Genomic DNA, 14,796 nt, shown 5'->3' on the forward strand with positions numbered 1-14,796 from the left:
AACCGCGCGCGGCCTGTCAACGCTTCGGCTTTGGTGTAGTGCCGCCCAGATGAAGAAGCGTCATCGTCCGTCCGCCGCCGCATCCGGCCGCCCCCGCCTGTGGGGCCGGCACGCCGTCACCGCTGCGCTCGCCAATCCGGAGCGACGCGCCGTGAAGCTCTGGGCCACCCGCGACGCGGCCGCGCGTCTCGATCTGCCGTCGTCTCTGCCGGTCACCTTGGCCGATGTCGCCGATCTCGGCCGGCTCGTTCCCGCCGACGCGCCGCACCAGGGATTGGTCCTCGAAGTCGATCCGTTGGAAGACGTCTTCCTCGACGAATTGCTGACTGGCGAGGGCGACCGGCCGATCCTCGTGCTCGACCAGGTGACCGACCCGCACAATGTCGGCGCGATCCTGCGCTCGGCCGCTGCCTTCGACGCGCGCGGTATCGTCACGCAGGACCGGCACAGCCCGCCCGAATCGGGCGCACTTGCCCGCGCTGCCTCGGGTGCGCTGGAAGTCGTGCCTTGGGCGCGGGTCGTGAACCTCGCCCGCGCGCTCGACGAGATGGCCGAAGCCAGCTTCTGGCGCATCGGCCTCGCCGGCGAAGCGGAGCGGACCCTGGCGGAGACCCTCGGCTCGGCGAAAATCGCGCTGGTGCTGGGCGCGGAAGGGGAGGGGCTGCGGCACAACACTGCCCAGCATTGCGACGAACTGGCGCGACTTCCGATCTCCGGCCGTGTAGAAAGCCTGAACGTGTCGAACGCCGCGGCGATCGCGCTCTACGCGGTCGCCACGCGGAGCTGAAACGGGGGAAGACATGGGGGCTTGGTTCAGGATCGCGGGCGTGCTTGGCCTGCCGTTGCTGCTCGCCGGCTGTCTGCTGGCGCCGGGCAAGTTCACCTCGAAGCTCACCGTGAACGCCGATCGCAGCTTCACCTATGCCTATGTGGGCGAAGTCTATGCGATCGACCAGGATGCGAATCTGACCGACGCGTCCGACAAGGACGACAAGACCAAGGCCGCCGAGGCCGCCAAGAAAAAGGCGGACAGCGAGGCCAAGAACCGCGCCATCGCCGACGCGCTGTCGAAAGAGGCCGGCTACCGTTCGGTCCGCTATATGGGCGAGGGCAGATTCCTGATCGACTATCAGGTCTCCGGCCGGCTCGACCACGCCTTCATCTATCCGTTCAACCTCGACGCGCAGGCGATCGTGCCGTTCGTCGCGGTCGAGCTGCGCGCCAACGGCACGATCCGAGTGAAGGCGCCGGGCTTCGCTAACGACAGCAAGGACCAGGCCGGTCCGATGAGCGGCATGGGCGGCGGCGGCGACGCCTCGGCCAAGATGGACGGGACCTTCACGCTCGACACCGACGCGGAGATCGTCAGCACCAATTACGAGGAGGGGCCGCAGGTCGCAGGCGGCCGCAAGACGCTGAGCTGGAAAGTGAGCCCGCTGACGCGCGATGCGCCGACGGCGGTGTTGCGGCTGCGTTAGTCCTCCGGCGCGATGGTCACGCGCAGGCCGTCCAGATCCTGGGTGAACGGAATCTGGCACGACAGGCGCGACTGGCCGTTGCGGTGGTCGCTTGAATCGAGCAGGTCGTTCTCATCCTCGCTCATCTTCGGCAGGTTGCCGAGCCATTCCTCGTCGACATGGACATGGCAGGTCGCGCAACTGCAGCAGCCGCCGCACAGCGCCAGCAATTCGTCGAAGCCGTTCTCGCGGATCACTTCCATGACGGACAGGCCGACATCGCCCTCCACCGCACGCTCGCTCCCGTCACGCGTCACCACCACCAGCTTCGGCATTGCGTTCCCTTTCTGTTCAGCCTAGCGAGGCTTTGGGTGTCGCCATGTCGCGGCGGGACGTAAGGGTCAAGCATATGGGACTCACGGCCGATCAACTCAAAGCATCGCTGGATGCGCTGGCGAAGATCGAGCCGGTCTTCGCCGAAGCGCTCGCCCGCGCCGGTTATCCGGAGCCGCGCATCCGCGAGCCGGGCTACGAAACGCTGCTCCGCACGATCGTCGGCCAGCAGGTCAGCGTCGCTGCGGCAAGCTCGATGTGGGCCAAGCTGGAAGCGGCGCTCGGCGACACCTCCGATCCCCAAAAACTGCTCGCGGCGACCGACGAGGAACTGCGCGCCGCCGGCCTGTCGCGGCAGAAAAGCGGCTATGCCCGCAGCCTCGCCGCCTTGGTGACAAGCGGCGAGCTGAACCTCGACCATTTGCCCGAAGACGACGAGGAAGCGATCGAAGCGCTCACCCGGATCAAGGGCATCGGCCGCTGGTCGGCGGAAATCTACCTGCTGTTCGCCGAAGGCCGGCCCGACATCTGGCCCGCAGGCGACCTCGCGGTCATGCGCGAAGTCGGCACGCTATTAGGTCTCGAAGAACGCCCCGACGAAAAGAAGACCCGCGAGCTCGCCGAACGCTGGCGCCCCCACCGCGGCGCCGCGGCGATCTTCGCCTGGCACCACTACAAGATCGTTGCGATCTGAGCGGCGCCGGAACTCGGGGGACGCACGGAAGCCCGGCCTTAAGTTCACAAACTTCCAGGGGTGAGCCGTCTTTTTCGTGAACTTATGCGGGATTGCCCTTTATTTACAGGTGCTTGGCGGAAAATAGAACATGGGGAACCGTGGAGATTCCGCGACGAATGGTGAGCGACGGGCAAAAGATGGGATCGGGTCAAGGCGAGGCTGGGTCATCCAGCAGCATATGCCTCAGCGCCGGGGGTGTAGGACAGCATTGCATTCGCCTGCCCGGGAATGACGAAACAGTGGCGCGAATGTCCGCTAAGGGTGGGAAAGCGGACGTGTGCCCCTCTCCCGCTTGCGGGAGAGGGCGACTCGCGCCTGCGGGCGCGAGCGGGGTGAGGGCCCTTGGTTCGGTCCTCGATACAGGCCCGCACCCTCCCAAGCCTGACGGCTTGGGCCCAGTGTCAGGCCGGTCATGCCCCCGGCATGACCTAAACAGCGCGGGGCGCTGTTTACCTGACACTCTCTCCCGCGAGCGGGAGAGGGGCTTATGTCCGCTATGGGTCGAAAGCGGACATTGCTTGTTCCGGACAATCCTGAATTGCGAACAACGGACCGCCGAGCGCTCGCCCGGCGGTCCGCATTGGTCAAGCAAGCACCGCCTTCTGCCCACCCCGCCGCCGCGCGGTCGCGCCGGCTAGGGCGAAGCCGCCGATCATCATCGCCCAGGTGGCCGGTTCGGGCACGCCCGCGGGCGGCGGGGCGACGTTGCCGCCGCGCACGTTGAACACATAGCGGCCGGCCAGGCCGACATTGCTGTTCTGCGCCAGCGCGTTCGGGCCGCCGTCGAGGAAGGCGCCGTTCACGCGCGATCCGGCGAACTCGAAGAAGGTGCCCGGCTGGTTGCCGGTGCCGGCGTTATAGCCCGCCGCCGCGCTGTTGCCGCCCAGGCCGTTGCGGCCGCCGCTGCTGCTCGCCGAGCCGGTCTCCCACTGGATTTTGTCGTAGTTCAGCACGATGTCGAAATTGCCCGCGCCAGTCTCGCCGCGGTCGACCAGCAGAATCTGGAAGCTGTTGCGCTTGTCGTCGGTCGATCCGCCGAACACGCCCACATTGTTCCAGGTCACGCCGAACGCCGAACGGCCATTGAACAGGCCGGTGCCATAACCGATCGTGCCGCCCCGGCCGGTGTCGGCATCGGCATAGAAAGCGGCGATGATCGGCTGGCCCGTGTAACCGGCGCCCAGGCCGACCGGATTATAGCCCGACTGGCCCGAGTTAAACGTCAGATATCCATTGCTGCTGATGAACGCGCTGGTCTTCGCATTGCCGAAATAATTGGCGGAGAAGCCGAGGTTCACCGGCCCTGCAAAGAAGTCGTCGCCGGTCTGCAGCGTGGTGCTGCTGAAGCCGGTGACCACGGCCGCCGAGGCCGGCGCGAAAGAGGCGGTGGCCGCCGCCGAAAGGAACGCAACGGCAAGTACAGTCTTGAACATGAAACACCCCTGAGTAGGTCGCCGCCGGTGTGTCCGAGCGGCACGTTTGGATTGGACCCGCCCGGCTTTGCGCCGCTTGGGTCGCGTGCCGGCTGAAAGATTCCTGTTGGAAAGAGAACGGGTTGCGCGACGAAAATGCGTTGCGCTTCGATGAAGTTAAAGCGGCGGTAACCGCTGGCCCGATCCGGGACAGGTCTTGGCAGGGCGGCGGCAGCGCCTAAAGCGAGAGCCATGACTCAGCCTCCCGAAGTGCCGCTGATCGAGCGCGCCAAACTGTTCGGCAACCCGCAAAAGGCCCAGGGCAAGATCAGCCCCGACGGGCGCTGGCTGTCGTGGCTGGCCCCGCGCGACGGCGTGCTGAACCTGTGGCTCGCGCCGGCCTCCGATCCGTCCGACGCGCGGCCGATGACGGCGGAAAAGGCGCGGCCGATCGGGCAATATCTGTGGGCGCCGGACTCCAGCGCGCTGCTTTATGTGCAGGATAAGGCGGGCGACGAGAATTTCCTGCTGTACCGCGTCGATATCGCCAGCGGTGCCGATGCCTGCCTGACGCCGTTCGAGAACACGCGTGTCGTGATCGTCGGCACGTCGGTGACGAAGCGCGGCGAAATCCTGGTCGGCCTCAACAATCGCGATCCGCAATGGCACGACGTGAATCGGCTGGACCTAGCGACGGGCGAACTGACCGAAGTGATGCGCGGCGACGGCTATGCCGGTTTCCTCGCCGACGATTCGCTGGCGCTCAGGATCGCGCTGGTGCCGAACGCCGAAGGCGGCATGGATTTCTTCCGGGTCGAGCAAGGCAAGGTCACCGCCGAGCCGTTCGCGGCGACGACGTTGGAGGATGCGCTGACCACCCAGCCCGCCGGCTTCACCACCGACGGCGCGACGCTCTACTGGGTGGACAGCCGCGGCCGCGACACCGCTGCGTTGATCGCCGAGGATATGGCGAGTGGTGCCCGCGAGGTGATCGCAGAGGATGCCCGCGCGGACATCCTGCGCGTCCTCGCCCATCCGCTGACCGGTCGCGTCGAGGCCTATTCGGTCAATTATCTGACGCGCGAATGGGTGGCGCTCGATGCCGCCATCGGCGCAACGCTCGACCGGCTGAAGGCGCTGCTGAAGGGCGACATCGAAATCACGTCGCGCACCGACGACGATCGCCGCTGGACCGTGGCCGTGGACCCGGTCGTCGGCCCGCCCGCCGTCTATCTCTACGACCGCAACAAGGACGAACTCGACCTGTTCTACGTGTCGCGGCCGGAGCTGGAGCATGCGCCTCTAGTGCCGATGCACGCGGTCGAGATCCCGGCGCGCGACGGGCTGGCGCTGGTCTCCTATCTGTCGCTGCCTTACATGGCGGACGTGAAGCGCACCGGCATTCCGGACGCGCCGCTGCCGATGGTGCTGCTGGTGCATGGCGGGCCGTGGGCGCGCGACCAGCACGGCTACAACCCCTATCACCAATGGCTCGCCAATCGCGGCTATGCGGTGCTTGCGGTCAACTTTCGCGGCTCGACCGGCTTCGGCAAAAGCTTCATCGCCGCCGGCGACCTCGAATGGGGCGCGAAGATGCACGAGGACCTGATCGACGCGGTCGAATGGGCGGTGGAACGCGGCATCGCCCGGCGCGACAGGATTGCGATCATGGGAGGCTCCTATGGCGGCTATGCGACGCTCGCGGGCCTCGCCTTCACGCCCGAAGTGTTCGCGTGTGGCGTCGACATCGTGGGCCCGTCCAACCTCGAAACGCTCCTCCAGACGATCCCGCCTTATTGGAAGCCGGTCGTGCAGCAATTCCACCGCCGCATGGGCAATCCGGAAACGCCGGAGGGGCTGGCGCTGCTGAAGGAGCGCTCGCCGCTCCACAAGGCGGACCGCATCCGGCGGCCGCTGCTGATCGGCCAGGGCGCGAACGACCCGCGCGTCAAGCAGGCGGAATCGGACCAGATCGTCGCGGCGATGCGGGAGCGGAGCATTCCGGTCACTTATGTGTTGTTCCCGGACGAGGGGCACGGCTTCGCGAGACCGGAGAACAATATCGCGTTCAACGCAATCACCGAGGAGTTTCTGGCGGCCAATCTCGGCGGCCGCTGCGAGCCGGCCGGCGACACGCTCGCCGCTTCGACCGCGCAATTCCTCGCCAAAGCGCAGTAACCCTGAATCTGTTGGTAACCGGTCGCGCCCGCCGCTAAGGGCGCGCCAAAGAAGGTGCGCGCATGAAAATCACGATGATCGGATCGGGCTATGTCGGGCTCGTCTCCGGAGCCTGTTTCTCGGATTTCGGCCATGACGTTGTCTGCGTCGACAAGGACGAGAGCAAGATCGAGGCGCTGAAAGCCGGCCGCATGCCGATCTTCGAGCCCGGCCTCGATGCCCTTGTCGCGAACAACGTCCGGGCCGGCCGCCTGTCCTTTACCACCGACCTGCAGGCGGGCGTCGCCGGCGCGGACGCGGTGTTCATCGCGGTCGGCACCCCCTCGCGCCGCGGCGACGGCCATGCCGACCTCTCCTATGTCTTCGCCGCCGCCAAGGAGATAGCGCAGGCCGCCGACAAGCCCTGCGTCGTTGTCACCAAGTCGACCGTGCCCGTCGGCACCGGCGACAAGGTGGAGGCGATCCTGAAGGAAACGCGCCCCAATTTCGCCTGGGCGGTGGTCTCCAACCCCGAATTCCTGCGCGAAGGCGCCGCGATCGGCGACTTCAAGCGCCCCGACCGTATCGTCGTCGGCACCGAAGATGCGCATGCGCAAGAGGTGGTGCGCGAAGTCTACCGCCCGCTCTATCTCAACGCCGCCCCGATCCTGTTCACCGGACGGCGGACCGCCGAGCTGATCAAATATGCGGCGAACGCGTTCCTCGCGACCAAGATTAGCTTCATCAACGAACTCGCCGATCTGGCCGAGCAGGTCGGCGCCGACGTCAAGGACGTGTCGCGCGGCATCGGCCTCGACAACCGCATCGGGTCGAAGTTCCTGCACGCCGGCCCCGGCTATGGCGGCTCCTGCTTCCCCAAGGACACGCTCGCCCTGCTGAAGACCGCCGAGGATTATGGCGTGCCGCTGCGCATCGTCCATTCCACCGTCGAGGCGAACGACAAGCGCAAGGAAGCGATGGGCCACAAGGTGATCGAGGCGCTCGGCGGCTCCGCGCAGGGCAAGCGCGTTGGCCTGCTCGGCCTCACCTTCAAGCCCAACACCGACGATATGCGTGACGCGCCGTCGCTCGACATCGTCCGCGTGCTGCGCGAGGCGGGCGCCGAGATTGCCGCCCACGATCCCGAAGGCATGGAGCAGGCGCGCCTCATGCTCGGCGAGCTCGACTATAAGCAGAGCCCGTACGAAGTCGCCGAGAATGCCGACGCCCTCGTGCTCGTCACCGAATGGGACGCCTTCCGCGCGCTCGATCTGAGGCGGCTTGCCGCCACGATGCGTGCGCCCGTGCTGGTCGACCTGCGCAACGTCTACAACCCGGCCGAGGCCGAGAAGGCGGGCCTTGCCTATCACGGCGTCGGCCGCGGCGTCGCGGGCGCGGAAGCGCCGCTCGAGAAGGTCGCCTGACCGGCCCGAATGAGCGTCAGCCGCAACGCCACCTATAACCTGCTCGGCGCGGTGCTGCCGATCCTGCTCGCGCTCGTCACTGTCCCGATCTACCTGAAGCTGGTCGGCACCGACCGCTACGGCGTGCTCGCGATCGCCTGGCTGCTGCTCGGTTATTTCGGCCTGTTCGACCTGGGGCTGGGCCGCGCCACGACCTACAGCATTGCCGCCCTGAAGGACGCGCCCGCACAGGACCGCGCTGACGTGTTCTGGACTGCGATCGTCACCAACATCATCATGGGCGCGGTCGGCGCGCTCGTCCTCTGGGCCGCCGCCGCCTTCTTCTTCGACCAGATCTTCAAGGTCGACGTACGGCTCCGCCCGGAGATCATGGCCGCTGTCCCCTGGCTCGCGCTCGCGGTGCCGATCGCGACGATGACCGGCGTGCTGACCGGGGCCTTGCAGGCGCGGGAGCGGTTCCTCGAAACCAACATGATCTCGGTCATGTCGACCAGCCTGTTCCAGATCTTCCCGATCCTGGTGGCGCTCGCCTGGGGCCCCAATCTCAGCAACCTGCTGATCGCCTCGATCGCGGCGCGGGCGGTCGCGATCGCCGTGCTCTGGTGGCGCTGCCACGTCCTTATCACGCGCGGGCAAAAGCACCGGTTCGTGCGCTCGCAGATCAAGGAGCTGCTCGGCTATGGCAGCTGGGTGACGGTCACCGGCCTCTTCGGCCCGATTCTCGTCATCCTCGACCGCTTCGCGATTGGCGCCGTGCTCGGCGCGCGCGCGGTCACGATCTACACCGTGCCGTTTCAGCTCGCCCAGCGCATCGCGATGTTCCCGAACGCACTGGTGATGGCCGTCTTCCCGCGCCTGCCCACGGCCTCGCCCGAAGAGCGCATCATTTTAAGCGAAAAGGCGATCCGCGTGCTGCTCGCCGCGATCAGCCTGCCGATCATGGGCGGCATCTTCATTCTCCACCCCTTTCTGGACCTATGGGTGGGCAAGGCGATCGGCGGCGAAGCGGCGGAAGTCGGCTCGCTGATCGTGCTCGGCTATTGGGTCAACGCCTTTGCCGTCGTACCCTATAGCTGGATGCAGGGCACCGGCCGGCCGGATCTCGTCACCAAGGTGCTGCTGATCCAGATCCCGCCCTATCTCGTGCTGCTCTATCTCGGCATGAAGCAGTTCGGCTTGATCGGCTGCGCGGCCGTGTTCGCGATCCGCAACACCGCCGATTTCCTGATGATGTGGTGGGCGGCGCGGCGCAAATTCACTCCGGCGCCGCTGATCCTGATGATGGGCGTGCCGATGCTGGCGGCGGCGATCCTGTCGGACTGGTTCGCCTATACCAATCCGATGTGGTGGCTGAGCGGACTGGTGCTGGCCGTGATCGTCGGCGCGATGTGCTGGCGGATCGCCCCGCCGGAGCTGCTCGACAAGGGCCGCCGCTTCCTGCCCGCGCGCTTCGTCGGCTAACTTTACTCTGATCCGATCCTCTCACCGTCCATGTCGAGCGAAGTCGAGACACGCACTTTCTGATCGCAGCTCAAGGGCAGTGCGTCCCTCGACTTCGCTCGGGATGGACGGGTCTTGGACGAGACGGGCGGAAGAGCTTTAGGCGACTCGCTCCGGGTGGGCGGCGGCGAAAGCGGGCAGCGCCTGCAACGCCGCGTCGATCCGCACCAGCGTCGGGAACGGCGTCAGGTCCAGCTCCAGCCGCCGGGCGTTGAACATCTGCGGGACCAGGCAGATGTCGGCCAAATCGGGCGTGTCGCCGCCCAGATACAGGCCGCTGCCCTCCGCCATCCGCTCCAGCGCGGCAAAGCCCTCGCGGACCCAATGCCGATACCAGTCGTCGCGCGCTGCCTGATCGACGCCGAGCTCGTTCTTCAGATAGCCGAGCACGCGCAGGTTATTGAGCGGATGGATGTCGCAGGCGATCAGCAGCGCCTGGGCCAGCGTCTTCGCCCGTCGCGCCGGGTCCTTCGAAACGAAAGGCGGCTCGGGAAATCGCGCGTCGAGATAATCGAGGATCGCAAGCGACTGGGTCAGCTCATGCCCGTCGATCGCCAGCGTCGGCACGAACCCTTGCGGATTGCGCGCCAGATTGTCCGCCTCCCGCTGCTTGCCTTCCAGTAGCGCGATATCGACTCGCTCATAGTCGACGCCCTTGAGGTTCAGCCCGATCCGCACGCGATAGCTGGCCGAGGAGCGGAAATAGTCGAACAGGCGGATCATCGGAGCACTCTCCCCGCAACGGCATCCAGCTTCTTGACCAACCCCGCATCGCGCGCTTCCGGCGCCGTCACGATCGCGACGTCCAGGCAGGTGTCGATCAGGCTCGGCTCGCGCGTCGGCGGCAGCAACCGTGCGAACTCCGCGACGGTGCGCCGCGCGATGCCGGCATTGGCGTGCATCACCCGCAGCACTTCGTCGACCTCCACATGGGCCTCGTCGCTGCGCCAGCAGTCATAGTCTGTGACCATGCCGACCAGCGCATAAGGCAGCTCCGCCTCGCGGGCGAGCTTGGCTTCCGGCATGCCGGTCATGCCGATCACGTCGGCGCCCCAACCGCGGACCATATGGCTTTCAGCGCGCGTGCCGAATTGCGGTCCTTCGATCGCGACATAAGTGCCGCCTTCGGTCACCTGCGCGCCAGCCCGCGTGGCCGCTGCGGCGGCAAAGCCGGCGAGGCGCGGACACACCGGATCGGCCATCGACACATGCGCGACCAGTCCCGATCCGAAGAAGCTGCTCGCCCGCAGCTTTGTATTGTCGATGAACTGGTCGACGACGACGAAGCGGCCGGGCGGCAGCTCCTCCCGCAGCGATCCGACCGCCGAGAGTGCGATCAGGTCGGTGCAGCCGATCCGCTTCAGCGCATCGATATTGGCACGATAGTTGAGCTCGGAGGGAGAGATCGGATGCCCGCGGCCGTGGCGCGGCAGGAAGGCGAACCGCATGCCTTCAATGGTGCCGGTGAGGATCTGGTCGGACGGGCTGCCCCAGGGAGTCTCGATGGTGCGCCATTCAGCGTTTTCGAGGGCGTCGACGCCGTACAGACCGGAGCCGCCCAATACTCCGACAAACCACTCGCCCATCTCTCACTCCGGTTTGGGCTGAGCTTGTCGAAGCCCTCCCTTCTTGTTTCTCGCAGTCAGTAAGAGGGAAGGGAGGCCTTCGACAAGCTTAGGCCAAACCTGGAGGAGGACTCAGTGCGAGGCGTGCATCCCCGCAATATAATCCCGCACCAGCGCCACGCCTTCCGTGTGCGTCATCGAACGCCCAAGTTCCGGCATTGCCACCCCCGGTTCGGTGCTTTGCATCCGATAGAGCAGAAACGACTTGTCCGGCTCGCCCGGCGCGATCGCCACTTCCAGCCCGCCGCTCCCCCGTCCGGCAGCGACGGGCGTCTTGCCGATCCCGCGCGCGACTGGATCGGCTTCCTCCCAGGTCAGATACAGGCCCGAGTTGCTCGCGGCTCCAGCGCGGTTGTGGCAATGGCCGCAATTGACGTCGAAATAGGCGCGCGCCCGATCCGCCACAGGTGCGGCGGTGTCGTCCCAATGCGGCAGCTTCATGCCGGCAGGCGCACGGTCGAGTAGGCCCGCGCGCACCAGATCGGCAAGCAGGGGCTGCGCCATGTTTCGCACCTTGGGCCCGATCGGCTGCAGCGCGCCCGCGGACTGATGGCATTCCTTGCACTGGTTCTGGTTCGGCACCGGATAGCTGATCGGCTGGCCGTGCACGGTCACGTCGATCCGCGTGCCGCCGCGTTTCAGCAGGGCGTCGCGCCCGTCCCACACATAAGGCAGCGCCACCCAGCCGCTTGCCCGGTGCAGCAGCACGCGCGTTTCCAGCGTGCGGCCCGGATAGCCGAAGGTCTTGATCAGCGCCGATCCGACAGGAAAGTCGATCAGCCCCTCGCCGATTGCGCGCGCCGTCTTGCCCGGCGGCACGTAGATGAACCGCGCCTTCTCGGCATAATCGGAAAAGAGCGGCGTGTTCAGCGTGTAAGGATGCACGCGCGCATTGGGCTCGCCGCCGACGAAGAACCGGAAATCGGACAGGCGGGGCGGCAGCGTGTCGCCAGCGATCAGCGCGTCATCGACCGAAGGCGGGGCAGCGCTCGCCAGCAGCAACCAGGCGAGGGCAGCCGCGGCGCGCTTCACTTGATGGCCGCCTCCATCGACGGCGGGAGAACCACCGGCTTCGGCTCGGCGGGAAGGGCACCCGCGGGGAAAGTTGCCGGCGTCGGCTTGGCCTGGGCCACCGGCGCATCGGGGCTCGGAAGATTGAGGTTCAGCGCCGGCACGGCATCGCGGACGACCACGCCGGTACCGGTGCCGTCCCAGAAGACAGGCGGCAGTGTGCCGCCCATCGCCGCGGCCAGCTCCTTGCCGCCCGCAAAGCTCGGCGCGAAGCCGGCGCGGCCATGCCGGTTGTCGCGGACCACGACGGTGCGGAGCAGCGGGTTGTAGTGGGTGTCGGTGAAGGGCCGCTTGTAGCCGATCAGCATCACATTGGTGTTGCCGTTATTCTCCAGCGTGTTGCCGAATACATGCACGTCGGCATTGGCCATCACCATCACGCCGGTTCCGGTCGGCACGGAGGCGACGATGTTGCCCTTGGGCGCGAAGTTCGGCGTGTCGTTATCCACTGCCCGATTGCCGAACACCCGGATCGCATGGCCGCCCATTTGCGGCAGGTTGGGCAGGTCGAAGACCAGGATGCCGCCGGCATTCTTGCGCGCGGTATTGCCGTGAACGTCGGCGTTATAGCTGTTCTCGATCTCGATCCCGGCGACGTTGAACTCGGCGGTCGAGTCGCGGACGACGATGTTCCGCGATTGCCCGACATAGATGCCGGCGTCCGACGCGCCGCGCACCGTCACCCGGTCGATAAGCACGTCGGTCGAGCTGACCGGATAGACGCCATAGGCGCCATTGGTTTCCTTCGGGCCGCCGGTCCATTCGACGCGGACATTGTGGTAGACGATGCGGTCGGCGCCCTTGGACTTGATGCCGTCACCCTTGGTGTCCTCCACCGCGAAGTCGCGCAGCACCACATCCTTGGACGTGACGAGCAGCCCTTCGCCGGCGCCTTTCTGGCCATTGAAGTTCAGCACCGACTTGTCCGGCCCGGCGCCGCGCACCGTGACCTTGTCCACGTCGAGCGACAGGCCGTCGGTCAGGTCGAACCGCCCGGCGCCGATCTGCACCGTGTCGCCCGGCTGCGCCTCGATCAGCGCGGACTGGAGGCGTCCCTGGGCGTCGGGCCCGGGTGCTATGGTGATGGTCCTGGCGGCGAGCGGTGCCGCCGTGACGAGCAGGGCGAGGAGACACGCTTTCATGGGTAGAGGCTAACGCTTGACAGTCGTGTCAGCAACGGGTCTGCCTCGCTCCCATGAAGATGCTGGTTTCGTTCGCTTTGCTCGCCGCCACCCCTGCCATCGCCGCCGAACCGGTGACGGGAAGCTGGCTCACCGATGCCAAGGATGGAGTCGTCGAAATCGCGCCTTGCGGGGCGAAACTCTGCGGACGGCTGGTCAAAACTATGCGCAAGGACGTGACGGTCGACCGCAACAATCCCGATCCGGCGCTGCGCAACCGGCCCTTGGTCGGGCTGCAGGTGCTGAGCGGCTTCGTGGCTGACAACGCTGTCTGGCGCGGCACGGGCTACGATCCCAAGGTGGGCAAAAGCTACAGCACCACGCTCCAGCGCCTCGGCCCGAACACGCTGAAGCTGCGCGGTTGCCTGATCGCCTTCCTCTGCCGCTCCGCTATCTGGACCCGCCTTCCGTAGCCCGGCTGCGCCCCACGCCATAGATCAAGTAAATAGCCAACCCGATCCCGTTCCACACGAAGAAGCTCTTCTGCGTGATGCCCTGCAGGCTGGTGAACAGATAAAGGCACCCCAAGATCGCCGCAGGCGCCACCACCCATGCGGCAGGGGTGCGGAACGCCCGCTTCATCTCGGGCGCCCGCTTCCGCATCACCAGCACGCACGCCGCGACCGCGATGAAGGCGCAAAGTGTGCCGGCATTGGCGAGCGATGCGATCAGGTCGAGCGGCGTCACTGCCGCGATGAAGGCGACGAACACCGCGGTCAGTGCCGTGATTGCCGCCGGCGTCCCGCGCTTCGACACCTTGGCCAGCCCAGTTGGTAGAAAGCCGTCGCGCGCCATCACCATGAAGATGCGCGTTTGCCCATAAAGGAACGCAAGCAGCACCGTCGGTAGCGCGATTGCGGCCGCGGCCGCGACGATCGTCGATACGCCTGGCTGCCCGATCTCGCGCAGGATCAGCGCCAGGGGCTCGGGGCTGTTGGCGAAGCCCGTATAATGCAGCGCGCCGACCGCTGCTGCCGCGACAATCATATAAATCGCGGTGCAGGCGACCATCGACCCGACGATGCCGATCGCAAGGTCGCGTTCGGGGTTCTTGGCTTCCTCGGCAGCGGTGGAGATCGCGTCGAAGCCGTAAAAGGCGAAGAAGATGATCGCCGCCGCCCCCATCACCCCATACTTGACGCCGTTCGCGCCGGGCGTGCTGCCATAGCCGTTGGGCGCGAAGGGGTGCAGATTGGCGGGGTCGAAATGCGGCAGCGCCACGCCGACGAACAGCGCGAGCGTCACGATCTTGAGCACCACGAGGCCGGTGTTGATCGTCGCGCTTTCCTTGGTGCCCAGCATCAGCAGACCCGCGACGACGGCGATGATGAAGATGGCGGGCAAGTTCACGCCGCTTGCGGTCAGGTGAAGGGTGCCGTCCAGCAGGCTGCCTGCCACCGCCGGTCCATGCGTCAGCGCATCGGGAAGGACGATGCCGAGACCTTTCAGGAAGGCAACGGCATAGCCGGACCAGCCGACTGCGACGGTCGCCACGACCAGCGAATATTCGAGGATCAGGCTCCAGCCAACCACCCAAGCAAAGACCTCCCCCAGCACCGAATAGCTATAGGTATAGGCGCTGCCCGAAGCGGGGATCATCGTCGCCATTTCGGCATAGCAAAGTGCCGCGCAGGCGCAGATCGCACCGGCAACCGCGAAGCTGATCAGCACGGCGGGCCCGGCCCGGTCCGCGCCAACGCCGATCAAAGTCAGGATGCCGGTGCCAACAATCGCGCCGACGCCCAGGGCGACCAGATGCGGCCAGGACAGAGTGCGGGCCAGCCGGTGCTCGGCAGGCTGTGCGTCGCCGGTCGCGATCGCCTTGCGGCGGAGTAATTTGGACAAGCTCATCCTCCAATCGGTTTGGGCTGAGCTTGTCGCAGCCCTCCCTTGTTCTTCA

General features: G+C 66.4%; 14 protein-coding genes. 7 read left to right on the plus strand and 7 right to left on the minus strand.

The window, feature by feature from the left end; genetic code table 11:
• The first annotated feature begins 49 nt into the window (after positions 1-49).
• Positions 50-787, plus strand: coding sequence for a 23S rRNA (guanosine(2251)-2'-O)-methyltransferase RlmB (gene rlmB, locus ACFSCW_RS13885; protein ID WP_380890438.1), 738 nt, complete (start codon positions 50-52; stop codon positions 785-787).
• 13 nt (positions 788-800) lie between these two features.
• The gene (locus ACFSCW_RS13890) at positions 801-1,478 is read left to right on the plus strand and encodes a hypothetical protein (protein WP_380890441.1); all 678 of its coding nucleotides are present in this window, start codon (positions 801-803) and stop codon (positions 1,476-1,478) included.
• On the opposite strand, the gene ACFSCW_RS13895 is transcribed toward ACFSCW_RS13890, so the two are convergent.
• The gene (locus ACFSCW_RS13895) at positions 1,475-1,792 is read right to left on the minus strand and encodes a 2Fe-2S iron-sulfur cluster-binding protein (protein ID WP_380890443.1); all 318 of its coding nucleotides are present in this window, start codon (positions 1,790-1,792) and stop codon (positions 1,475-1,477) included. The genes ACFSCW_RS13890 and ACFSCW_RS13895 overlap by 4 nt on opposite strands.
• Before the next feature lie 74 nt (positions 1,793-1,866).
• Between ACFSCW_RS13895 and ACFSCW_RS13900 the strand changes: the two genes are divergently transcribed.
• On the plus strand, positions 1,867-2,484 hold the full coding sequence (locus ACFSCW_RS13900; protein WP_380890445.1) for a DNA-3-methyladenine glycosylase family protein: 618 nt from the start codon (positions 1,867-1,869) through the stop codon (positions 2,482-2,484).
• 626 nt (positions 2,485-3,110) lie between these two features.
• On the opposite strand, the gene ACFSCW_RS13905 is transcribed toward ACFSCW_RS13900, so the two are convergent.
• Positions 3,111-3,959: a nidogen-like domain-containing protein gene (locus ACFSCW_RS13905; RefSeq protein WP_380890446.1), complete on the minus strand. Its 849-nt coding sequence runs from the start codon at positions 3,957-3,959 to the stop codon at positions 3,111-3,113.
• Positions 3,960-4,190: 231 nt separating this feature from the next.
• Between ACFSCW_RS13905 and ACFSCW_RS13910 the strand changes: the two genes are divergently transcribed.
• From ACFSCW_RS13910 to ACFSCW_RS13920, 3 genes are all read left to right on the plus strand, one after another.
• Complete coding sequence (locus ACFSCW_RS13910; protein WP_380890447.1) at positions 4,191-6,116, plus strand: S9 family peptidase; 1,926 nt, start codon at positions 4,191-4,193, stop codon at positions 6,114-6,116.
• Between the two features lie 62 nt (positions 6,117-6,178).
• On the plus strand, positions 6,179-7,519 hold the full coding sequence (locus tag ACFSCW_RS13915; RefSeq protein ID WP_380890449.1) for a UDP-glucose dehydrogenase family protein: 1,341 nt from the start codon (positions 6,179-6,181) through the stop codon (positions 7,517-7,519).
• A 9-nt stretch (positions 7,520-7,528) separates the two neighbouring features.
• Positions 7,529-8,980: a flippase gene (locus tag ACFSCW_RS13920; RefSeq protein ID WP_380890451.1), complete on the plus strand. Its 1,452-nt coding sequence runs from the start codon at positions 7,529-7,531 to the stop codon at positions 8,978-8,980.
• Positions 8,981-9,118: 138 nt separating this feature from the next.
• Here ACFSCW_RS13920 and maiA read toward each other — a convergent pair whose 3' ends face one another.
• The 4 genes from maiA to ACFSCW_RS13940 all read right to left on the minus strand — a co-directional run bounded on the left by maiA (position 9,119) and on the right by ACFSCW_RS13940 (position 12,857).
• A complete protein-coding gene (gene maiA, locus ACFSCW_RS13925; protein ID WP_380890454.1) occupies positions 9,119-9,742 on the minus strand; it encodes a maleylacetoacetate isomerase in 624 nt (207 codons plus the stop codon).
• Complete coding sequence (gene mtnP, locus ACFSCW_RS13930) at positions 9,739-10,605, minus strand: S-methyl-5'-thioadenosine phosphorylase (RefSeq protein WP_380890456.1); 867 nt, start codon at positions 10,603-10,605, stop codon at positions 9,739-9,741. Before mtnP ends, maiA begins: the two co-directional genes overlap by 4 nt.
• A 111-nt stretch (positions 10,606-10,716) precedes the next feature.
• Entirely contained in the window at positions 10,717-11,676 is a 960-nt protein-coding gene (locus ACFSCW_RS13935; RefSeq protein WP_380890458.1) for an SO2930 family diheme c-type cytochrome, read from the minus strand.
• Positions 11,673-12,857 carry a parallel beta-helix domain-containing protein gene (locus tag ACFSCW_RS13940; RefSeq protein ID WP_380890460.1) on the minus strand — a complete coding sequence of 395 codons (1,185 nt, stop codon included), beginning with the start codon at positions 12,855-12,857 and terminating at the stop codon, positions 11,673-11,675. Before ACFSCW_RS13940 ends, ACFSCW_RS13935 begins: the two co-directional genes overlap by 4 nt.
• Positions 12,858-12,910: 53 nt before the next feature.
• Between ACFSCW_RS13940 and ACFSCW_RS13945 the strand changes: the two genes are divergently transcribed.
• Complete coding sequence (locus tag ACFSCW_RS13945) at positions 12,911-13,309, plus strand: DUF2147 domain-containing protein (protein ID WP_380890462.1); 399 nt, start codon at positions 12,911-12,913, stop codon at positions 13,307-13,309.
• On the opposite strand, the gene ACFSCW_RS13950 is transcribed toward ACFSCW_RS13945, so the two are convergent.
• Positions 13,287-14,741 carry an amino acid permease gene (locus ACFSCW_RS13950; protein WP_380890464.1) on the minus strand — a complete coding sequence of 485 codons (1,455 nt, stop codon included), beginning with the start codon at positions 14,739-14,741 and terminating at the stop codon, positions 13,287-13,289. The two genes, ACFSCW_RS13945 and ACFSCW_RS13950, sit on opposite strands and share 23 nt — an antisense overlap.
• Positions 14,742-14,796: the final 55 nt, after the last annotated feature.

This window comes from Sphingomonas tabacisoli, from assembly GCF_042678385.1.
GTDB classification, from domain to species: domain Bacteria; phylum Pseudomonadota; class Alphaproteobacteria; order Sphingomonadales; family Sphingomonadaceae; genus Sphingomonas_B; species Sphingomonas_B tabacisoli.